We start from the raw sequence: 19,082 nt of genomic DNA, 5'->3' as shown, positions 1-19,082 counted from the left end.
AGCACTCCTATGGGCTGGTATTGGCATTGTTGTCGCCTTGATCTTATTGATCACCTATCGAACAAATGATCGTACGTAAGCCAAAAAAAAGCAAAGCTGATTAGCTTAGACTTTACGCTAATTCATAACCTCTAATGCATGTTGCAGTGCACACCCAGAGCGTTAAACACCTATAACGACTCAACAATCTGTCTAGCGGCCACTTCGTCAGTCACCAACCCTTTCAGCCAGCCGCCGCGTAGCGCGGCATGTATCGCCGGGGCTTTTTCGTGGCCACCGGCGATGGCTACCATGTGGTGCTTACCAAAGCGCTCCAGGGGAAGACTGGTGACCCGCCGCGTAATGGAGCAGTCGATCACTTCGCCGTCTCGGTTCAGCGGCCAACCTAGCAATTCCCCCACTGCTTTCAGTCCCAGTAACTCGTCCAGCTCGCTTTCACTAATAAAGTGGTCTTGAAACAGCGTGGCCTGACGATCAATACGCCCGATACCGATAAAGGCGGCCTCTGACTCTCTGGCCACATCAGCAATCGCCTTAAACAGCCGCTGGGCAAGCATTGCCTCTTTTTCAGCCAGCGACTCGGCGACCACCGGTGCCGGCAGCAAGAAGCGTTCGCCGCCGGTTTTATCCGCCATTACCATCACCGCATCGTAGCGGTTGGCCGAGCCATCCCGGGCGACATTGCCCACCAGCGACACAAAGCGGTGCTGGGGCCGCTCGACACGGCTAAGCGCTTCTACCGCTGCCCGCACCGAACGCCCGGTGCCCAGCGAAAGCGTCAACGGTTCGCTGCGCTCAACCAGTTGCGCTATGCGCTCGGCGGCCGCAACTGCCAAGTAGGAGGCGGCGCTGTCGGCGGCATGGTTATCAGCGGGCACCACTTCACAGTAGGTCAAACCGAAGTGATCGCGCAGCGTGCTGCCCAACGCCATACAGTGAGAGATCGGATGATCGATATGGACTTTTACCAGCCCCTCCTGGCGGGCCAAGGCTAATAAACGCTGAACGCCGGGGCGTGAAACACCCAACTGGCTGGCGATCTCATCCTGAGTCATTCCACCGACGTAGGACATCCAGGCAGCCCTGGCGGCCTGATCCAACTTCACTTCAAATTTATCCATGGGGCGGCTCGTCTAACAGTCATAGGGGAAACGTCATAAAAATATCATCATACAAAGCCAAGCCCGAGACCAATAGTCACCTATCCGCTAAGATAGCCACCGTTTAGCGCTTTCCAATGAACCGATCATTTGGAGATACACCATGTATAAGCTCGCTTTTTTTGTCCCCATAGAAGATGCCGAAAGCGTCAAGCAGGCGGTGTTTGAGGCCGGTGCAGGGCGTGTAGGCGCCTACGAAAACGCCTGTTTCCAAACCCGCGGTACGGGCCAGTTTCGCCCAACCGAGGGGGCCCACCCGCATATCGGCTCAGTGGGCAGCTTGGAAAAGGTCGAAGAGTTCAAAGTCGAGTTGCTGTGCGAGGAAGCGCATATTCACGGCGCCATCGCGGCCTTAAAACTAGCCCACCCCTACGAAGAAGTCGCTTATGATGTATGGCAGTTGGCCGATCTGTAAGTGGATTTTTCGTCGGGGTGTGAATGACTCACGCGCTGCCAAAATAGCGCTCGCGGTCTTCGGGGGTCACCATGCTGATATGCAGCGGAAACTCATTGAGGGCGCGGTCAGCGTAAAAGTGACGTAGCGTGCGCTCAATGGTGGTGAAAGCCAATTCATCCCAGGGGATTTCGTGCTCTTCAAATAGCGCGACTTCCAGGCTTTCCGGCCCGGCGCTAAAGCCTCCCACCAGCTCGGCGCGGAAAATCATATACACCTGATTGATATGCGGTAGGTCAATGAGCGTGTAGAGGTTGGCCAGCTCGACTTCGGCACAGGCCTCTTCCCGAGTCTCTCTGGAAGCGGCCTGCTGGGTTGACTCGGCATTTTCCATATAGCCAGCAGGCAGCGTCCAGTAGCCTTTGCGCGGTGAAATCGCGCGCTTACAGAGCAGCACTTTACTCCCGCTAACGGGCAGCGTACCGGCCACGATGCGTGGATTTTGATAGTGAATAGTGCCGCAGGCATCGCACAGATAGCGCGGGCGGTCATCCCCTTCCGGGACGGCAAACCGTACTTTAGCACCACACTGGCTACAGAAATTCATCGCATATTCTCAACGGCTAGTGAATAGAAGCCTCGACGCCCTTGACGCCAACGACCGCTGCTGGGTAAAAGAGAACAAAGTAACGGGATGCCCTATGTTAGAGAAACTGCGTAAACGGCTGCAACAACTGACGCCTCAACGCTTGGATCACATCGTGATGCCCGAGGCCGCCGTGCTGTTGCCGATTGTCGAGCGCCCAGTGCCTACTTTACTGTTTACCCGCCGGGCCAGCCATTTGAGCACCCATAGCGGCCAGGTGGCGTTCCCGGGTGGTAAGCGCGAACCCTTTGACGCTGATCTCTACGCTACGGCGCTTCGTGAGGCAGAAGAAGAGATTGCCCTTGACCCCGCTCTGGTGCAACCCCTGGGGCGGCTGTCGGACGTTATTTCGCTGCACGGCATTCGCGTCACCCCCTGGGTGGGTATTATTCCGCCGGATCTACCCTTGGTTGCCGACCCCGGCGAATTAGACACCATTTTTGAAGTACCGCTGAGCCACTTTCTAGACGACCACCGTACGCATACCGATGTGATTACCGTGGATGGGGTGGCCCACTACGTGCCCAGCTACCACGTAGACGGCCATGTCATCTGGGGGCTTTCGGCCATGATGCTGGTGGAACTGCTGGCTGAAGGTTTTGGTATGCCGATCGACCTATATCAACGCCCCCACGGACCTTTGCGCCACTACCCTGAACGCAAAAGCCGCCTATCAACATCCTCCACGACCGTTTCGGGCTCGGCGCCATCGAGATCCAACCAATGACACCCAATATTGCTACGCCGTCACCTGCGCTACAGCCCGCAACGCAGCTCACCCTGGTGGATGCGCTGGTTGAACAGGGCTGGTATGTAGGCCGCGAGGTCATCGACCTGGAACTATGCGCCGCGCTGAACCAAGAGTTGCTGCACCGGGCGGCGTATAACGGACTGGATGAAGCGGGCATTGGCCGTGGCCAACAGCACCTGCTGCGTAAAGATATCCGTGGCGACGCAATTCACTGGCTGGATCGAGAGAGCGCTGCCCAACGGCGTTATTTAGACGCCATGAGCGAGCTACAGCAGGCGCTTAACCACGCGCTGTTTTTGGGCCTGTTTGAGTACGAGGCTCACTTTGCCCACTACCCCCCCGGCGCATTCTATCAGCGACACTTGGATAGCTTTCGCGGTCGCGCCAACCGGGTCATCTCAACGGTTGGCTATCTGACCCCCAACTGGCCAAGCGATGGCGGCGGTGAAATGGTGATTTATCACCCTGACGCCCCCAGCCAGGAAGTCGCCCGGGTCATCCCCGAAGCAGGCACTTTCGCCTGTTTTCTATCTGAAACCATTCCCCACGAAGTACTGCCAACCCGCCACCCGCGCACCAGCATCGCGGGCTGGTTTCGGCGCAATGCGTCACTGGGTGGCGTGCTTGACCCTGCACGTTAGGGTTTGTCTGAAAAGTCGGCGAGCGAAGGCCAGACAAGGCAAAAATCGACGAAAAGACGGAGTTTACGTGTCGTAAATGAGTACTTTGAGCCGATTTTTAACGCCGTATGGTCGAGCGCAGCCAGTTTTCAGACAAATCCTAGCGTTTTAAGCGCTACAACAGCTTAGCTAAGCGGAACAATTTGCCCGTTGGCCCGCTCCAGCACTTCGCGCACCTGCTCATAATTGGCGCTATGCGTGTTATCGCCCTCGTGCTCTTCAATAAGCCCGACCACGTTTAATAGCGTGTCCATGCCATAAGCGTTTTCATCCGTGGCGGTAAACGCCTGAATGTAGCCTTTACCGCTGGTATCCCAGCCTACTTTAATAGGCGAATCGATAATATTGACTTGCGTGCCTACTGGCACCCGCCAAAAAACTGACTCAATATCTTCAGGGTGCATGCGGATACAGCCACGGCTAGCGCGCATGCCAATGCCATCAGGCTGATTGGTGCCATGGATCAGGTAACCGGGAATATCCAGCAGAATAGCGTATTTACCTAAGGGGTTATCGGCGCCGGGAGGCACAACCGCGGGGGCGGGATCACCACGCTCAGCAGCTTCACGACGAATCGACTCAGGTGGGTACCAGGCTGGATTTTCAAGGCGCATGGTCGTCTCGGTAATCCCCAGCGGCGTATTATAGGCGTCACGCCCAATACCAATAGGATAAGTCTCCACCCGCGGCGCTTCTCCGGCCTCGACATCGGGGTAGTAGTAGAGGCGCAGCTCCGCCACATTGATGACGATCCCTGTTCGCTCCTCATCGGGAAGAATAAACTGCCCAGGGATAGTGACCTCTGTTCCTTCTCCCGGAACCCAGAGACTAACATCAGGATTAGCCATACGAATTTCTTCATAGCCCACGTTGTGTATGCGGGCAATATCCAGCAGTGTGTCATCTTCGGCCGCCGTGACGGTATACACCTGGCCAACCATATTGCCCACTTCAGGCAACAGAAAATGCCCTTTGGGCAGCTCGCTGTTATCGGCTGTCGCGCTCGAGGCAAAAAGCCATGCGCCTAACGCAATACTACTGACGCAGAGCTGCTTGATAGTCTGCAAAGGGTGGGGGTTCATGGTCAGAGGTTCTCCTTTTTATGCGACCTCACTTTTATCAAACCGAGGATAAAAGTGAGCCATTTGGAGATGAATATGACCACTGATCGAGGATGGGTCAACTCGACAGACTGTCGCACGAAGGCGCGGATGCCGGGCCATGGGAGAAACCCTAGAAGCGCCCCATTAGTTAGAATCTTCAATTGAATGGTTGTATTTTTGAACACAGCGACTAACCTGATAAGTGTCTTAGCGCAGTGACGCGCAAGACAGCGTCAATTATCCTAATGCAATACCTTAATGTATTAGCTATTCAGGGTAATTAACTCACTTAGGAATAATAGCCCCGGCATTGCCATCGCTTATTTTATTTTAAACGAAGCTAATACCGTTACTATTGATTTATTCGGGTTGTTACGCGGAGTCGTTAAGCCCAATAAAATCGCAAGGAGCAAGCAAAATGAAAATGGTTAAACCCGCTATTTTAGGCACTCTCATGGTTCCGGCCTTTATGTTTGCCGCAGGCACCGTAAACGCTGAAGAGAACACCTCCACCATGGAAGCAACTTACCTGACTGAAACGCCAGCAGGCACTTTCCATGCTGACGCCCTAACCGGCAACCAGGTCAAAAGCAGCGTCGAAGATGATGAAGATATTGGCACCATCACTGACTTAGTAATTGATGAAGATGGTCAGATTAACGCTGTTGTCGTTGGCGTTGGTGGCTTTCTGGGCATGGGCGAGAAAAATGTCGCTATCGAGTGGGATTCACTTGAGCTAACCAAAGACGAAGATGGCGAAAATTATGTCATCACCGTTAATGCTTCAGAAGATGCCCTTGAAGCTGCTGAAGAGTATCAGCGTAGCGAAGATAAAAGCGAAGATGAGTAAACGCTAATTAGTTCCAAAAAAGCCTTGGCATTTGCCAAGGCTTTTTTATGATCAACACTTTTTCTACTCATTCAGACAATAAAAAAAGTAAAAATGCCGCCACATCAATCAATGTGGCGGCACCATAACTTATGCTATTGAAAACGTAAGCTATCAAAATAGCTTATCGTCAGCCTTTTAATTTAGCCGTCATACTTATATCTGCATTAAGAACCTTGGAAACAGGACAGTTAGCTTTAGCCGTTTCCGCTGCTTCCTGAAAAGCGGCTTCGTCAGCGCCATTGATCTCAGCAACAACGTCCAGGTGAATTTTCGAGATATCGAACCCGGCATCACTTTGGGAAAGAGTCACTTTGGCACTGGTTTCGATAGCGTCAGCGGTATAGCCCTTCTCGCCCAAAATCATTGAGAGCGCCATTGAGAAACAGCTGGCGTGTGCCGCACCGATCAGCTCTTCAGGATTGGTGCCTTTTTCATCTTCAAAGCGCTTGCTGAAGGAGTACTTGGCATCTAAAACGCCACTTTCGGTTGAAACGGTGCCTTTACCATCCTTGAGACCACCTTCCCAACGTGCACTAGCTTTACGATCCATGAACAACTCCTTGTGTGTGCGATTATACATAGACATGTTGTCAGACAAAGCCTAACGGCAGTTGCCGCTCGACCACCTAACCAGCGTAGCTGATTTTCTCCTGTTCTGCCGACCCCGTGCTTCAATCACTTCCATCCCCTTCTATTCGGCCTTAAGCTGGTTAGCTACCTAACTGGATCACTTCTTGAACGTTAAGGACTCGCCATGTCGTCGGCTGATGCGCTGCGCTTGATACTGCTCTCTTCGCTATGGGGCCTGTCGTTTATCTTTATGCGCGTGGCCGCCCCCGAGTTTGGTGCAGTGCCGTTAGTGCTGGTGCGCATGGGCATTGGTGCGCTGCTATTGATGCCGCTGTTGATCAGCCTGCACTATCTAAGACTCATCTGGCAGCACAAGGGGTCGCTGCTGTTTTTAGGGGTGGTCAATCACGTACTGCCTTTTTCACTACTGGCACTTGCCACCACGCGCCTTGAAGCGGGCTTTACCTCGCTGATTAATGCCACCACGCCGATTTTTACTGCGCTGCTTGGCGCGCTGTTCTTCGCTACCGCGATACTGCGCCAACAGTATCTAGGACTTGCATTGGCACTCCTGGGTGTTTACGTGCTCTCGGCCGATCGGCTCGATTTTGCCCTGGGCGGCGACGGCTGGTTCATTTTGGCCGTTTTAGGCGCCACATTTTGCTACGGTATTGCAGGCAACTACTCAAAAACGCGCCTTGGCCATCTACCAACCCGTGTACTGGCCGCAGGCAGCAGCGCTATGTCGGCGCTGGTGCTGCTGATTCCCGGCATATTGTTGTGGCCGAGCGAACCCATTAGCCCACTGGCGTGGGGCAATGCCTTGGCCTTGGCTGCGCTTAGCACCACGCTGGCTTTTCTGCTCTACTTTGGCTTACTTGCCAGCGCGGGCGCCACTGCCACCTCAACGGTCACATTTCTGGTACCAGTAAGCGCGCTGATATGGGGCTATTTGCTGCTTGGCGAAACGCTCAACCTGCAAATTATCGCCGGTATGGTGATAACCCTGATCGGCACGGCAATTGCCACTAACCTGCTGCGCATTAAGCGTCGCGAGACACCGCCGCCAGCCTATCCCCCACACGAATAACACTGCCGGCGCCTTCAAGCAGCGTGGCATTTTGGCCAAAATGCGCGCCTTTCAGGCTGGGTTGCGTATTGAGTTCAATCAAGGTTTTTAGCGGTTCAGCCGGGGCAGGCACTGCGGCCGTATGCTGATCAATGGTGGTGATTTTGCAGCGCTTACACGGCTTGCGTAACGCCAGTTGAAAAGCGCCGCTTTGCTCTGACAATGTTGCCCAACGATCCTCCGCCCACGCCTCATCACTCTCTACGACGATATTGGGCCGAAAGCGATTCATGGGCACAGGAGCGTGCCCGCCCGCCACTAGCGCCTGGTTTAGAGCGTCTAACGACCCCGTGGTGGCAATCAAAAAGGGGTATGCGTCGGAGAAATAGGTGTGCGCAGCGCCGCCATCAAGAAAATCCTCCTCTACCGCACGGCTAAACTCGGTGGCAAAACGCACCATGCTTAACCCCTGAGCCTGCTCGCCTAGAGCGGCGACCAGCCAGCGCGATACGTCATCGCTCTCCGGCAGCGCTTTACAGTGGTCATTCCATACGCTAACCAGGCGCAAATTCCCCTCGGGTTCGGCCAGCGGTACGCTCAACGGCTCGACGTTAGGATGCGACAGCACCAAGTGCTCATCGGTCAGCGCGACCTCAACGGTGGCAAGCGCCGGGAGTTGACGCTGGGTCACAAAACGCTGCTGCGCATCCACCAGCATCCAGCGGCGATCCCAGGCTAGCCCGTGCTCTTGCAGCTCGCTTTGAGTGACGCTGATGCCTTTTAGTGATTTGACGGGGTAAATAGTGAGTTGAGTAATCTGCACGACGGCCTCGCGACAAAAGTAAAAGGCTACTTTAGTCATTTACACTGCTAACGGCTACTCGATAACGGGCTCTATAAGGTCATTCCCACTTCAATACGATAGCCCAAATCGACCACTTGCCGGGTCAGCGACTCCCCCCGGATCCGTGCTAGCAATTCCCGCGCGGCTGTTTCACCAATGGCCTGACGTGGCGTGACGACGCTGGCGAGTCTTGGCGTCATTACCTGACCTACATCGTGGCCGTGAAAACCGGCTAGCGCCATCCGCCCTGGCACATCGATTCCCCGCCGCAGGCATTCGAAATAGGCACCTACCGCAACATCATCGTTAGTACAGAACAGACCATCCGCTGCGGGGTAATCTGCCATCACCTGCTGCAGCAGTGCCGCCCCCACACTGTAAGAGGAGCGCTGTGTGCTTTGTAGCGTAACAGGTGTTAAGCCATGCTCTCGCATGGCTTGGCGGTAGCCACGCTCACGTTGGCGAGTACGCTCATCCAGGCGCACCGCCAGGTAAATCACCTGGCGTCGCCCCCGTATGATCATCTCGCTGACCATGTCATACGCGGCTTGAACGTTATCGTAACCCACCACCTGTTGCAGCGGAGGGCGGTGGGTATCCATGATTTCAACAATCGGGATACCGGCGGTTTCCAGCATACGCAGGCTGCGCGGCGTATGGTCACGGTCAGACAAAATCACCCCGTCGACATTATAGGAGAGCAGCGAGGCCAAGCTGCGCTCTTCCAGCTCAGGGCTATAGCCATAGTGAGAAAGCATCAGGTGATAGCCCGCAGGCTCCGTCAGCGTTTCGATACCGAGGATCACATCGGCGAATACCTGGTTGGTGAGCGACGGGACCAGCACCCCTATGGAGTGGCTGGTCGCCCTGGAGAGCAAATCCGGTGCGCGATTGGGAATGTAACCAATCTGTTCGGCAATCGAGAAAATGCGCTCACGCAGGCCTTCCGAGACGGTTTCAGGGTCTCGCAGGCAGCGGCTTACCGTCATTTTGGTAGCCCCGACGTGGTCGGCAATATCCTGTAGGGTGGGGCGTTTTTTCTTCAAGAAGTGACTGCCTTATACAAGATGCATGCATTGGGGTCTAACTGCTGTAAGCGACCCCAACGTGCACTCTTTTCTTTATCGCGGCGAGCGACTGGGCTCCGGCAGCGTCGCCGCGAATTGCGCAACAATCACTTGGGGCGACAAGGTGATTGAGGCATTGAAGGCCTCCTCTTCACTCGGCGGCTCCAGGTCGGCCAACTGACTGGCCAACATGGTATCGCCTTTAAAGAAGTGCCCGGCCCGGGTTTCCAGCCGCTCAAGCAGTAGCTCCCGGCTACCCTCCAAATAGAGGATCTGCAGTGCGGGGTCTCCTTGCCTCAGCCGGTCACGATAACGCTTTTTTAACCCGGAACAGGCAATTACCAGCGACTCCTCCCTTGCCCGATAATCGGCAAACAGTGCTGCCAAGGTATCCAGCCACTCGCTCCGGTCATCATCGTTGAGCGGCGTGCCACTGGCCATTTTAGCCACGTTGGCTGGGGAGTGATAATCATCACCGTCAATAAAGGTAGAGCCCAGAGTGTCCGCCAACTGCTGGCCAATATGTGACTTCCCACAACCAGACACGCCCATCACCAAAATACGCTGTGAGAGGTTCTTCACAGAGGCTCTCCTGTTATTTAATTGCCGCGTACAGCAGTGAGGTCAGGCAGCCAAGTAACGATGCCTGGGAAGGCGATCAGAACTACCAACACCACGAGGAGCGCCGCATAGTAAGGCAGCATGGCTTTAACCAACGACTCCATCGAGACTTTACCCACACCGCAGCCTACATAGAGGCAGGTGCCCACCGGCGGGGTTAAGAGCCCGATGCCTAATACAAACGCCATGAGCACACCGAAGTAGGCTGCATCAACCCCCACCGAGGTGACAATGGGTGCCAGCATAGGCGCCATGATCACCATTGCCGGGGTTAAGTCCATCACAAACCCCACCAACAGCAGCAAGAAAGCCACAATCAACAGCAGCATAAACGGATCTTGGGTAATTGCCTGCACCTGGCTGACCAAGGTTTGCGGCACCATATTGATGGTCAGGAACCAAGCGATCACCGTCGCGAATGCCAGTAACATCATGACCATGCCGGTCAGACGAGCCGTACGGATCAACATACCGACAAGCTCTTTAAGCTTAAACTCGCGGTACACGATCAGCGAAATCGCCAGCGAGTATAGCAGGGCCGCCACGGCCGCTTCGGTAGCCGTAAACACGCCAAAAATAATACCGCCAATCACAATCACCGGAAGCACAAGCGCCAGCCAGGCAGCTTTAAAGGCATTCCAAAGACGATCCCAGCGGAACTGCTGCACGCCCCCACCATCCTTTTTGGCAAGTATATAGGTGGTCACCATCAGCGCAAAGCCAATCAACAGGCCGGGGATAATACCGGAGATAAACAGGCGGCTAATGGAGGTTTCGGTGACGATACCGTACAGAATCAGCGGAATCGAAGGCGGAATAATGATCCCAATCACCGACGAGACGGTATTAATCGCGGTGGCATTGGCTGCGGTGTAACCCTGCTCTTTCATGGAGGGGATCATCATGGCGCCGGTGGCGGCGGTATCGGCTACCGCTGACCCACTGATACCCCCAAAAAACATCGAACCGGTAATGGCCACTTGCCCTAAACCGCCGCGCATAAAGCCGACCAAGGCACCCGCCAGTTCCATCAAGCGACGCGCGATACCGCCGTTACTCATCACCTCGCCAACTAAAATAAAGAACGGGATTGCCAGCAGCGGAAAGCTGTTAACCCCACGAATAGACTGTTCGATCATGATCGACAGTGGAATATCGGAGAGGACCGCCATCACCAACGCTGCCACGCCTAAACCAAAGGCAATGGGCAGCCCAATAACGATGGAGGCCAATAAAATGGCCAGAAAAATCCATAGCATGATTAGCGCTCCCCTTCAGGGTGACGAATAACGTTCAGGCTGACCCACATCCGCCAAATCGATACTGCTGCAATAAAAATGACGCACAGCACCAGCGAAAGACTGATGAAACTCAGCGGTACGTTCATAATCGCCGAACGCCCACTAGAGCGCTCAAGCACTTGGTAGCCACCCCAAATCATCACCATCATCAGGCCGGTAATAATCAGGTGCTGCAGCAGATAAAGCATATGTGCTAGCCGCAGCGGCAGGCGCCGCACCAGTGCATCAACGGCAATGTGCTCGTAGCGGGAGAACGCTGCGGCGGCACCGATAAATACCAGCCATATAAACAGCATGCGCGCCAGTTCATCCGCCCAGGGCAGCGAGTGATTAAACAGCGCACGCCCCACCACGTTGCTGGAAACGGACACAATCAACGCCACTAAGATAGCGCCGATCAGATACTCCATGCCTAAGGTCAGCCAGCGGAACAGAGCGGGGCCTTGGTGGGTATCGGTATCGATTTCCAGCGATTTGCGGTTGGGATCGTCCAGATACACCGAGGGGTCTTCAATCGGCGTAGACGTATTGGGGGGTGTAGAGGAGAGTGACATAGGAACTCCAGGGCACTGACACGTCGGGCAGGCTCACCGGCCTGCCCAAGTGGTGCGCTAAACGTAAGGTTTAGTTGCTGCTCTCTTCAACGATCTTTTGAATGTCGGCGATCAGGTCTTCACCAATGCGCGGTGCCCACTCTTCGTAGACCGGCTGTACGGCCTCTTGGAACGCGGCTAACTGCTCGTCGTCCAGTCGAGTAATTTCCATACCACGCTCTGCTAGCTGATCCCGTGACCAGTCATCGTATTCAGCAGAGAGCTGAATTTCGTACTCTGCGGACTGGCGAGCGGCTTCCAACACCAGCTCTTGATACTCAGGCGCCATGCGATCCCAGGTACGCTCAGAAAGCATCATGATAAAGGGAGTATAGACGTGGCGTGTTTCAGTGCCATAGTCCTGCACTTCGTTGAAGTTAGAGGTTAGGATGGTGCTCCAGGGGTTTTCCTGACCATCAACCACGCCCTGCTCCATCGCGGAGAACAGCTCACCAAAGGCCATTGGCGTGGGGTTGGCGCCTAAGGCTTCCCAAATCGCCAGATGCACCGGGTTTTCCATGGTACGAACGCTTAAACCGCGCACATCTAGACCGGCAACGTCGTCAGGACTACTCACCGGACGTGCGCTGTTCGAGAGCTGACGATAGCCATTCTCAGAGAAGGCGAGCGCTTTCAGGCCGGTGCCTTCAAAGGCATCCAGCATGCCCTGGGCCACATCGCTCTGCATAACCGCTACAGCGGCTTCGCGACTAGGCAGCAGGAACGGCAGATCAAAAGCGGCCAGCTCTTCAACGTAACCCGTGGTGGCTGAGCTCGACGGATAGGTCATATCCAGCGTACCGGTTTGCAGCATTTCCATCATTTGAACGTCGTCGCCTAACTGACTGTTAGGGAAAACGTTAACCGTGATACGGCCGTCGGTGCGCTGCTCCAGAATCTCACCAAAGTATTGGCTGGATAGGTACTGCGGCGAGCTTTCTGCAAGGCCAATCCCCATGCGCAAAGTATGCGAACCGTGGTCGCCAACTACCTCGCCTTCAATTTCAGGCGGATCAGAGAGTTCGGGGCTTTGGGCATGAGCCATACCCAATGTCAGGGTGGTCGCGCCGACCAAGGTCAGTGCGTTGCGCCAAATAGCGGTCATAGCGTTATCTCCAAGTACTCATTGTTGTTAATGGTTGAGTTGTTAATAGCGAGTTTGTTAATGGCCGATTCAATGAACGGCAACTTGTTACCGGTAACATTAAGTATGCGAAGGCTAGCTACCTGCCCTGTGCGTGTCAAAACAAAACTGCCAACTTACGACCAACGTCTAGGGATAGCCACTCACTGCTTCCCGCGCTACATTAGGCGACGTATTTCGGATCGGAACCCATACTTGTGCAACCATCTTGTAGCGAATTAGAGCTCGATCACCAGCTTTGCTTTGCGCTCTATTCAACCTCGTTGATGATGACCAAAGTGTATAAACCTCTGCTCAAAAAGTTGGGGCTTACTTACCCGCAATACCTTGCCATGTTGGTATTGTGGCAAAACGATGGCATCACAGTAGGCACACTGAGTAAGCGCCTACTAACCGATCCTGGCTCACTGACGCCTCTGCTTAAGCGCCTTGAAGCCGATCAGCTGTTGAATCGCAAGCGCAGCCACGAAGATGAGCGGGTGGTAGAGCTGTACCTCACTGAGAAAGGCAAAGCGCTGCGCGAACAGGCGTGCCATATTCCCAGCTGTGTGGTGCATGCCAGCGAGCAGTCGATTGAGGCACTAACCATGCTGAAAGAGGACTTAGTGCGGCTACGCGATAGCCTGCAAAAGAACCAATAGCATTAGCTTGCTGGCGCAGGGCATTGAGATTTACTTGCCATTTATATTGCGCGCAAAATAAAGCTGCGCTAAGTTAGTGACGCAGTTTCATAATGAAAACACTGACAGGAGATACAGAATGACAAACACTATTGAAAACGTTGTTTATCGTGCCCACGCCACCGCCACTGGGGGCCGTGAAGGCCAAGCCAAATCGTCCGATGGCGCGCTGGATGTTAAACTCAGCACGCCAAAGGAGCTGGGTGGCGCAGGCGGTGATGGCACCAACCCAGAGCAGCTGTTTGCTGCTGGCTACTCAGCCTGCTTTTTAGGCGCGCTTAAGCATGTTGCTGGCCAGGAGAAAGTAAAGCTTCCGCAGGATACGAAGATTGATGGCCACGTAGGTATCGGCGCCATTCCTACCGGCTTTGGTATCGAAGTCGAACTAAAAATCAGCCTGCCCGGGCTTGAGCAGGATGTCGCCCAGCAGTTGGTCGACAAAGCCCATGTTGTCTGCCCCTACTCCAACGCCACCCGCGGCAATATTAATGTCACCCTGACACTGGTCTAAGTGTCGTTACCTAAATTAATCATTTAGTGCCCACGCCACCGCTCTCTGGGCATGCAGAGCGGTGGTGTCGTAAAGAGGTACTGTGGTATCACGCTGGTTCACCAGCATAGCGATTTCAGTACAGCCTAAAATCACCGCCTGGGCTCCTTGGGCATGCAGGGAATCAATGATGGCCAGGTAGCGCTGCCGCGATACATCTTCTACTCGACCCTGGCAGAGTTCATCAAAGATCACCCGATGAATAGTGTCGCGCTCAGACTGATCGGGCACCACGACCTCAATACCGAACTGCTTTTCCAAGCGGCCGATATAAAAGTCCTGCTCCATGGTAAAGCGCGTTCCCAATAGGCCGACACGAGTGATTCCGTCAGCGGTAAGTTGTTCAGCGGTGGCATCAGCAATATGCAGTAGCGGAATCGTAATCGCCTGCTCAATAGCGGGCGCCACTTTATGCATGGTATTGGTGGCAATCAGCAGGCAGTCGGCGCCCGCGCGCTCAACACTTTGGGCAGCGTTGCCCAGTTGTTCACCAGCGGCGTGCCAATCGCCCTGCTGTTGCAGCGCTTCAATGTCGGCAAAGTCGACGCTAACCAGCACGATCTTAGCCGAATGAAATCCGCCCAGCGCTGCTTTTACGCCCTCGTTTAGGGCTCGGTAATAGCCTTGGGTCGACTCCCAGCTCATACCGCCCAACACACCAATAACACGCATCCGTCACCTCTGAAGAAAATGAGCTACTTTATTATCAGGCTAATCACCCCCTGCCACGAATAATAGCCGCAGCATTATCGATAAACCATTTATAGCGAGGAAACGAATGAGCGACAATACCTATACACCCCCGCGTGTTTGGAAGTGGGAACCTGGCAACGGCGGTAAATTTGCCAATATCAATCGCCCAATTGCAGGCCCTACCCATGACAAAGCGCTGCCGGTAGGCAAACACCCTCTTCAGCTCTACTCCCTGGCCACGCCTAACGGTGTCAAAGTCACCGTGATGCTTGAAGAGCTGTTGGAGAAAGGCGTAGCTGGTGCCGAATACGACGCTTATCTGATCCAAATTGGCGAAGGCGATCAGTTCAGCAGTGGCTTCGTCGAGGTGAATCCCAACTCCAAAATTCCCGCCCTAATGGATCACTCAACCAATCCCCCACAACGGGTGTTTGAGTCTGGCGCAATCCTGCTCTATTTGGCTGAAAAATTTGACGCTTTCTTACCCAGCGACCCGGCAAAACGCACCGAGTGCCTCTCCTGGCTGTTCTGGCAAATGGGCAGCGCACCGATGCTAGGCGGTGGCTTTGGTCACTTTTATGCCTACGCGCCGGAGAAATACCAGTATCCGATTGACCGCTACACCATGGAAGTCAAGCGCCAGCTCGATGTGCTTGACCGCCACTTGGCGGAAAACCGTTTTATGGCGGGCCATGAGTACACCATTGCGGATATGGCGATTCACCCCTGGTATGGCGCGCTGGTGAAAAACCGTGTCTACGAAGCGGCTGAATTCTTGGAAGCCCACACTTACAAGAATGTTCTACGCTGGACGGAAGAGATCGATGAGCGCCCAGCCGTTCAGCGTGGCCGCATGGTCAACCGCACCTTTGGCGAGCCCCATGAGCAGTTGCACGAACGTCATGATGCCAGCGACTTCGAGCTCAAAACGCAGGATAAACTGACTGACGGTGATTAAGCCGCCAAAAAAAGAGCCTATGCTGGCTGTTTAAGCATAGGCTCTTGGTCACTCTCAGGTGACAGGATAAAACTATTTAACCCGCGAATTATTTAACGCGTAATTCCATACCCGATAGACGTAGAAAATATATCCCAGTCCCAGGGTCACTAACGAAATCAGCATCCACAAAATTATATGGCCTATATTGCTAAAAATATTGATATCGCAGACCATTTTTCGCTCAACGCCAGCTTCATCCACGACCGTGGTACGGTTAATCACAAACCGCGAAAACGAGTAGGGGAAGAAAAAGAGCGCTACCCCAAGGGTAATGATACTGAGTATCACCCAAACAACCAGATGGCCGATGATATCGATAATGGAAAGATCAGCTTTGATATTCACGTTGCGTCCTTAAAATTAACAGTGGCGAAGAATACCACCGTCAGGTGCAAACGTGAACGGGAAAACTAATATTACTTAGACACATATACTGTGTGTTGGCTTCACCGGGATCCACGAACCCCCTCTAAACTCGAATGGCTGCTCTCTGCATTCGGCTTAATGACACTCATGGAACCATCCGTTTCCAGCACCACGGCTTCCACTGCCATCACATCAGCAATACCACTGCCGCGAATAGCCGACTGAACTTCATCCTGAGTAACCCGTGCTTTTTGCATGGAGGTGGTAATAAATTCCCCACGATAAAGCAGCATCAGTGGCTCGCCCGTCACTAACCGACGCACCCAGGCAGTTCGTACACTGAACCAAGTAATGATGAACTGAAGAGAAATCAGTAGTGCCATCGCCACAGCGCCTTCAGCTAATGCCACATCTTTAGATAAGAGAACCGTGGCCAATGTGGAACCAAGCGCCACCGTGACAATTAAATCGAAGGCGTTCATCTTCGAAAGCGTGCGATTACCCGATATTCGCAAGAAAAAAACGAGGGCAGCGTAAGCCAGTACCCCAACAATAATAACGCGCAGTAAATTTCCCCAACCATTAAAAAAATACATTTCCATGTGCTCATACTCCCTTAAACGCCAACGTTATGTAAACATCACATATTTCAACATTTAGGCTAGCAGGACTGGATCAGTTGTATAGGTCATTGGGGAGTTAGTGCTGGCTCTCCCACCACTGGGCATAGGAACTGTTATGGGGCGCAAGGCCACCTTCATCGGGGGCGTTATCATCCCACCAGACGGGGCCACGCTCACCAAGTGCTTCTTTAGCGCTTTGCACCGCGTTGCGGGCCTGGCGAAGTGCGTCTTCATCTTCTTGCTGTTGGGCTGTTCTAACAGCCCGACGGGCTTTCATCAATGCTTTGATATGGGTTCGTCTTTCGTTTTCATCTAAGCGCGGGTCAGTGCAGCGCCAAAGTCGATTTTTGGCGACAAAATAGCGCCCATCCGGGGTATGAGGATACTTGTCAGCCATAAGCAATACTCCTTTCCCGTTGGGCGCGTCTACTCACCTCACCTAATTTCACCTAACCTAACCGTTTAGAAGCGCTTAGATAGCGTGATAGAACCGAATTTATCCTGCTCTTCCTGGCCGTCAAATTCCCGTGAACGCTGTACTGCCGCGTAGGTGACTTGCCAATCTTCCCAGGCCAGCGCCAGCCCTGCTGATACGTCGCCTACCCACTCTTTGCGATCAACCGAATGGCTATTTCTGAACGTATTGCCATCCAGCGTCAGGTTTTGCGCCATATAATATCCGTCTACGCTAGCAAACAGGTACCACTGCCACCCCTCTTTACCGACCATGTAGTGGCGGCTACCCGGGTTGGGTGTCAACGTCGGAATGCCAGCCGCCTCATCCCCCCAACGTACGCTATACCCAGCGCTTGCGTAGGTGTAGAGGTTACCCAACGCGGCACCGACACTGGGGCCATGGGCAAACTGTTTGCCAATCAATGGGGTGCTATTCCACCACTGGCGGCGCATGGCGAGGTTGACGATGGCTTCATCGCCAAGCTGGTTATCCCACCCATTGGGTCGGTCGCTTTCAGTGACACGGTGCACTTCACGCTGAATACTATCGGCCAGTGATGAGGGGCCTACCAAACCAATATCCAGGTGAAGGTCAGTCGCCTGGCGCCAGTTCCCCCTAGGCACATCTTCATAGAGAGAGATACCGCCGTAAACGAGACCTGCGTAGGGGCGATCATTTTCAATCAACCCACGCTGTTCAATATTGTTGGGTGTGTAGATTTGATGCACAAGCCGGAAAGCTGCCATATCAGCGTTGCCGATGAGGCTATCGGGCAAAGCAGTGGCCAAACGCTGTGTCCAACTTTGCGCTTCTGGTTCAAACGCCCAATTGAGCTCAAAACCGCTGGTAAAGTGGCCATCATCACTGCTGGCCATACCATCATTTTCGTGTTTAACAGAGAGGACGCTATCGCTGGCCTGCGCGAGCGTTGACATCAGGCTTATGACAGCCACTAGCGGGAGCAGTTGCCATCGTAGAGGGGTAATTGCTTTCATTACTCGTTCCTTGAGATTTTCCTAGGGAGCGTTTTTTAAGACTGTTTTTTGAGGCCGCTTTTGAAGGACATCAACAAACATTGTTGATTGTATGTAATTGTGCAAAAAGATAGCAAGCATACTTTTACTGTCTTCTGCAGAAAAGAGCTAAGTCACTAAAAACAAAGGGTAGCTCGTAGGCCACCCTTCTGCTGTCATTTGCTTAGATTTATAGCGTAGTCGATTAGACGGAGGTGGGTAGGCTAATGACTTAGTTGAATCACTACCTGTCGCGCAGCAGCCACTGCGGGGTAATTTCGTGCTGGCCGTTTTCATCAGTAATAAACAGCGATCCTTCGCTAATCATTACCGCCCAGTTAATCGCCCGGGGCAGATCTTTCGCGATGGTCGCCAGAGCCTCTTGGGGCAGTCCCGCCACATGGACATTCTTCAGCGATGCCACGCTGGGCAGCACTTTGCTCTCCCATAGGTCTACCCGGCCATAGGCGAGCAGTGAAACGCGCTCAGCCCGCCGTGAGCACCAGGTAATGCGCTCAGCATCCGGCAGACCGACTTCAATCCAGTGCAGTAGACGCCCGTCCAGGCTTTTCTCCCACAGTGCCGGTTCGTCAACATCAGAAAGCCCACGCCCAAAGGCGAGGGTCTCGCTATACCACAGCACATAAGCGAGCAAGCGCGCGGTCATGCGCTCTTCGGTTTCTGACGGGTGGCGAGCCACGGTAAAGCGCAGCGTTTCATACACCCCGCGATCCAGATCGGTCAGATTAATATCAACTTTATAGGGCGTTGCACTAAGAGCCATGGAGATTTCCAAACGAAAATTTTCGTCAGTGTACCCGATGCAGGATGCTCCTGGTGAATTGCCAGAGCATCCACAGCGGGC

The 19,082-nt window shown here is 53.8% G+C and carries 24 protein-coding genes; 8 read left to right on the top strand and 16 right to left on the bottom strand.

The annotated features are described in order from the left end of the window. Nucleotides 1-170: 170 nt before the first annotated feature. On the bottom strand, nt 171-1,121 hold the full coding sequence (locus JI62_RS15740; protein ID WP_088701047.1) for a sugar-binding transcriptional regulator: 951 nt from the start codon (nt 1,119-1,121) through the stop codon (nt 171-173). A gap of 142 nt (nt 1,122-1,263) precedes the next feature. Here JI62_RS15740 and JI62_RS15735 point away from each other — a divergent pair, with 142 nt between their 5' ends. After that, nucleotides 1,264-1,575 (top strand): NGG1p interacting factor NIF3, encoded by a 312-nt coding sequence (locus JI62_RS15735; RefSeq protein ID WP_088701046.1) that lies wholly within the window; start codon nt 1,264-1,266, stop codon nt 1,573-1,575. Between the two features lie 28 nt (nt 1,576-1,603). Here JI62_RS15735 and JI62_RS15730 read toward each other — a convergent pair whose 3' ends face one another. Further along, complete coding sequence (locus JI62_RS15730) at nt 1,604-2,161, bottom strand: NUDIX hydrolase (protein WP_088701045.1); 558 nt, start codon at nt 2,159-2,161, stop codon at nt 1,604-1,606. A 94-nt stretch (nt 2,162-2,255) separates the two neighbouring features. On the opposite strand from JI62_RS15730, the gene JI62_RS15725 reads away from it, so the two are divergent. Next, nucleotides 2,256-2,927: a CoA pyrophosphatase gene (locus JI62_RS15725; protein ID WP_170938571.1), complete on the top strand. Its 672-nt coding sequence runs from the start codon at nt 2,256-2,258 to the stop codon at nt 2,925-2,927. Further along, nucleotides 2,924-3,592 (top strand): 2OG-Fe(II) oxygenase, encoded by a 669-nt coding sequence (locus JI62_RS15720; protein WP_088701043.1) that lies wholly within the window; start codon nt 2,924-2,926, stop codon nt 3,590-3,592. The genes JI62_RS15725 and JI62_RS15720 overlap by 4 nt, the downstream gene beginning before the upstream one ends. Nucleotides 3,593-3,756: 164 nt before the next feature. Here JI62_RS15720 and JI62_RS15715 read toward each other — a convergent pair whose 3' ends face one another. Beyond that, nucleotides 3,757-4,713 carry a L,D-transpeptidase family protein gene (locus tag JI62_RS15715; protein ID WP_088701042.1) on the bottom strand — a complete coding sequence of 319 codons (957 nt, stop codon included), beginning with the start codon at nt 4,711-4,713 and terminating at the stop codon, nt 3,757-3,759. A 439-nt stretch (nt 4,714-5,152) separates the two neighbouring features. Here JI62_RS15715 and JI62_RS15705 point away from each other — a divergent pair, with 439 nt between their 5' ends. Further along, nucleotides 5,153-5,584 carry a PRC-barrel domain-containing protein gene (locus JI62_RS15705; RefSeq protein WP_088701040.1) on the top strand — a complete coding sequence of 144 codons (432 nt, stop codon included), beginning with the start codon at nt 5,153-5,155 and terminating at the stop codon, nt 5,582-5,584. Between the two features lie 169 nt (nt 5,585-5,753). Here JI62_RS15705 and JI62_RS15700 read toward each other — a convergent pair whose 3' ends face one another. Then, entirely contained in the window at nt 5,754-6,176 is a 423-nt protein-coding gene (locus tag JI62_RS15700) for an OsmC family protein (protein ID WP_088701039.1), read from the bottom strand. A 204-nt stretch (nt 6,177-6,380) separates the two neighbouring features. On the opposite strand from JI62_RS15700, the gene JI62_RS15695 reads away from it, so the two are divergent. Further along, nucleotides 6,381-7,286 carry a DMT family transporter gene (locus JI62_RS15695; protein WP_088701038.1) on the top strand — a complete coding sequence of 302 codons (906 nt, stop codon included), beginning with the start codon at nt 6,381-6,383 and terminating at the stop codon, nt 7,284-7,286. Here JI62_RS15695 and JI62_RS15690 read toward each other — a convergent pair. The 6 genes from JI62_RS15690 to JI62_RS15665 form a co-directional block, all read right to left on the bottom strand. Then, entirely contained in the window at nt 7,240-8,088 is an 849-nt protein-coding gene (locus JI62_RS15690) for an MOSC domain-containing protein (protein ID WP_088701354.1), read from the bottom strand. The two genes, JI62_RS15695 and JI62_RS15690, sit on opposite strands and share 47 nt — an antisense overlap. A gap of 71 nt (nt 8,089-8,159) precedes the next feature. After that, entirely contained in the window at nt 8,160-9,155 is a 996-nt protein-coding gene (gntR, locus tag JI62_RS15685; RefSeq protein WP_088701037.1) for a gluconate operon transcriptional repressor GntR, read from the bottom strand. A gap of 75 nt (nt 9,156-9,230) precedes the next feature. Then, nucleotides 9,231-9,758, bottom strand: a complete 528-nt coding sequence (locus tag JI62_RS15680) for a gluconokinase (protein ID WP_088701036.1) — start codon at nt 9,756-9,758, stop codon at nt 9,231-9,233. A gap of 17 nt (nt 9,759-9,775) precedes the next feature. Further along, a complete protein-coding gene (locus tag JI62_RS15675) occupies nt 9,776-11,056 on the bottom strand; it encodes a TRAP transporter large permease (RefSeq protein WP_088701035.1) in 1,281 nt (426 codons plus the stop codon). Between the two features lie 2 nt (nt 11,057-11,058). Next, the gene (locus JI62_RS15670) at nt 11,059-11,652 is read right to left on the bottom strand and encodes a TRAP transporter small permease (protein ID WP_088701034.1); all 594 of its coding nucleotides are present in this window, start codon (nt 11,650-11,652) and stop codon (nt 11,059-11,061) included. A 70-nt stretch (nt 11,653-11,722) separates the two neighbouring features. Next, the gene (locus JI62_RS15665) at nt 11,723-12,796 is read right to left on the bottom strand and encodes a TRAP transporter substrate-binding protein (protein ID WP_088701033.1); all 1,074 of its coding nucleotides are present in this window, start codon (nt 12,794-12,796) and stop codon (nt 11,723-11,725) included. Between the two features lie 236 nt (nt 12,797-13,032). Here JI62_RS15665 and JI62_RS15660 point away from each other — a divergent pair, with 236 nt between their 5' ends. Both JI62_RS15660 and JI62_RS15655 read left to right on the top strand, forming a co-directional pair. Then, nucleotides 13,033-13,476, top strand: a complete 444-nt coding sequence (locus JI62_RS15660) for a MarR family winged helix-turn-helix transcriptional regulator (protein ID WP_088701032.1) — start codon at nt 13,033-13,035, stop codon at nt 13,474-13,476. A gap of 118 nt (nt 13,477-13,594) precedes the next feature. Next, complete coding sequence (locus JI62_RS15655) at nt 13,595-14,026, top strand: organic hydroperoxide resistance protein (protein ID WP_088701031.1); 432 nt, start codon at nt 13,595-13,597, stop codon at nt 14,024-14,026. 15 nt (nt 14,027-14,041) lie between these two features. Here the strand turns inward: JI62_RS15655 and JI62_RS15650 are convergent, their stop codons facing one another. After that, on the bottom strand, nt 14,042-14,737 hold the full coding sequence (locus JI62_RS15650; RefSeq protein WP_022520515.1) for an aspartate/glutamate racemase family protein: 696 nt from the start codon (nt 14,735-14,737) through the stop codon (nt 14,042-14,044). Nucleotides 14,738-14,843: 106 nt separating this feature from the next. Between JI62_RS15650 and yghU the strand changes: the two genes are divergently transcribed. Beyond that, on the top strand, nt 14,844-15,716 hold the full coding sequence (gene yghU, locus JI62_RS15645; RefSeq protein ID WP_088701030.1) for a glutathione-dependent disulfide-bond oxidoreductase: 873 nt from the start codon (nt 14,844-14,846) through the stop codon (nt 15,714-15,716). Nucleotides 15,717-15,788: 72 nt separating this feature from the next. Here the strand turns inward: yghU and JI62_RS15640 are convergent, their stop codons facing one another. The 5 genes from JI62_RS15640 to JI62_RS15620 all read right to left on the bottom strand — a co-directional run bounded on the left by JI62_RS15640 (nt 15,789) and on the right by JI62_RS15620 (nt 19,001). Beyond that, nucleotides 15,789-16,103: a DUF6693 family protein gene (locus JI62_RS15640; protein ID WP_088701029.1), complete on the bottom strand. Its 315-nt coding sequence runs from the start codon at nt 16,101-16,103 to the stop codon at nt 15,789-15,791. A 101-nt stretch (nt 16,104-16,204) separates the two neighbouring features. Next, the gene (locus JI62_RS15635) at nt 16,205-16,726 is read right to left on the bottom strand and encodes a DUF421 domain-containing protein (RefSeq protein WP_088701028.1); all 522 of its coding nucleotides are present in this window, start codon (nt 16,724-16,726) and stop codon (nt 16,205-16,207) included. Between the two features lie 97 nt (nt 16,727-16,823). Further along, nucleotides 16,824-17,144, bottom strand: coding sequence for a hypothetical protein (locus JI62_RS15630; protein ID WP_088701027.1), 321 nt, complete (start codon nt 17,142-17,144; stop codon nt 16,824-16,826). Nucleotides 17,145-17,209: 65 nt separating this feature from the next. Further along, nucleotides 17,210-18,199: a lipid A deacylase LpxR family protein gene (locus JI62_RS15625; protein ID WP_088701026.1), complete on the bottom strand. Its 990-nt coding sequence runs from the start codon at nt 18,197-18,199 to the stop codon at nt 17,210-17,212. 262 nt (nt 18,200-18,461) lie between these two features. Continuing rightward, a complete protein-coding gene (locus JI62_RS15620; protein ID WP_088701025.1) occupies nt 18,462-19,001 on the bottom strand; it encodes a YaeQ family protein in 540 nt (179 codons plus the stop codon). Nucleotides 19,002-19,082: the final 81 nt, after the last annotated feature.

This window comes from Halomonas campaniensis, assembly GCF_002211105.1.
Taxonomy (GTDB): domain Bacteria; phylum Pseudomonadota; class Gammaproteobacteria; order Pseudomonadales; family Halomonadaceae; genus Vreelandella; species Vreelandella campaniensis_A.
This window is presented reverse-complemented; position numbering and strand designations above follow the sequence as displayed.

Bases quoted from the DNA above. Each gene is read 5' to 3' on its own strand.
- yghU (WP_088701030.1), top strand. From the start codon at position 14,844: ATGAGCGACAATACCTATACACCCCCGCGTGTTTGGAAGTGGGAACCT.
- JI62_RS15735 (WP_088701046.1), top strand. From the start codon at position 1,264: ATGTATAAGCTCGCTTTTTTTGTCCCCATAGAAGATGCCGAAAGCGTC.
- JI62_RS15740 (WP_088701047.1), bottom strand. From the start codon at position 1,121: ATGGATAAATTTGAAGTGAAGTTGGATCAGGCCGCCAGGGCTGCCTGG.
- JI62_RS15675 (WP_088701035.1), bottom strand. From the start codon at position 11,056: ATGCTATGGATTTTTCTGGCCATTTTATTGGCCTCCATCGTTATTGGG.
- JI62_RS15665 (WP_088701033.1), bottom strand. From the start codon at position 12,796: ATGACCGCTATTTGGCGCAACGCACTGACCTTGGTCGGCGCGACCACC.
- JI62_RS15635 (WP_088701028.1), bottom strand. From the start codon at position 16,726: ATGGAAATGTATTTTTTTAATGGTTGGGGAAATTTACTGCGCGTTATT.
- JI62_RS15720 (WP_088701043.1), top strand. From the start codon at position 2,924: ATGACACCCAATATTGCTACGCCGTCACCTGCGCTACAGCCCGCAACG.
- JI62_RS15620 (WP_088701025.1), bottom strand. From the start codon at position 19,001: ATGGCTCTTAGTGCAACGCCCTATAAAGTTGATATTAATCTGACCGAT.
- JI62_RS15715 (WP_088701042.1), bottom strand. From the start codon at position 4,713: ATGAACCCCCACCCTTTGCAGACTATCAAGCAGCTCTGCGTCAGTAGT.
- JI62_RS15695 (WP_088701038.1), top strand. From the start codon at position 6,381: ATGTCGTCGGCTGATGCGCTGCGCTTGATACTGCTCTCTTCGCTATGG.
- JI62_RS15725 (WP_170938571.1), top strand. From the start codon at position 2,256: ATGTTAGAGAAACTGCGTAAACGGCTGCAACAACTGACGCCTCAACGC.
- JI62_RS15630 (WP_088701027.1), bottom strand. From the start codon at position 17,144: ATGGCTGACAAGTATCCTCATACCCCGGATGGGCGCTATTTTGTCGCC.
- JI62_RS15650 (WP_022520515.1), bottom strand. From the start codon at position 14,737: ATGCGTGTTATTGGTGTGTTGGGCGGTATGAGCTGGGAGTCGACCCAA.
- JI62_RS15670 (WP_088701034.1), bottom strand. From the start codon at position 11,652: ATGTCACTCTCCTCTACACCCCCCAATACGTCTACGCCGATTGAAGAC.
- JI62_RS15730 (WP_088701045.1), bottom strand. From the start codon at position 2,161: ATGAATTTCTGTAGCCAGTGTGGTGCTAAAGTACGGTTTGCCGTCCCG.
- JI62_RS15625 (WP_088701026.1), bottom strand. From the start codon at position 18,199: ATGAAAGCAATTACCCCTCTACGATGGCAACTGCTCCCGCTAGTGGCT.
- JI62_RS15705 (WP_088701040.1), top strand. From the start codon at position 5,153: ATGAAAATGGTTAAACCCGCTATTTTAGGCACTCTCATGGTTCCGGCC.
- JI62_RS15655 (WP_088701031.1), top strand. From the start codon at position 13,595: ATGACAAACACTATTGAAAACGTTGTTTATCGTGCCCACGCCACCGCC.
- JI62_RS15700 (WP_088701039.1), bottom strand. From the start codon at position 6,176: ATGGATCGTAAAGCTAGTGCACGTTGGGAAGGTGGTCTCAAGGATGGT.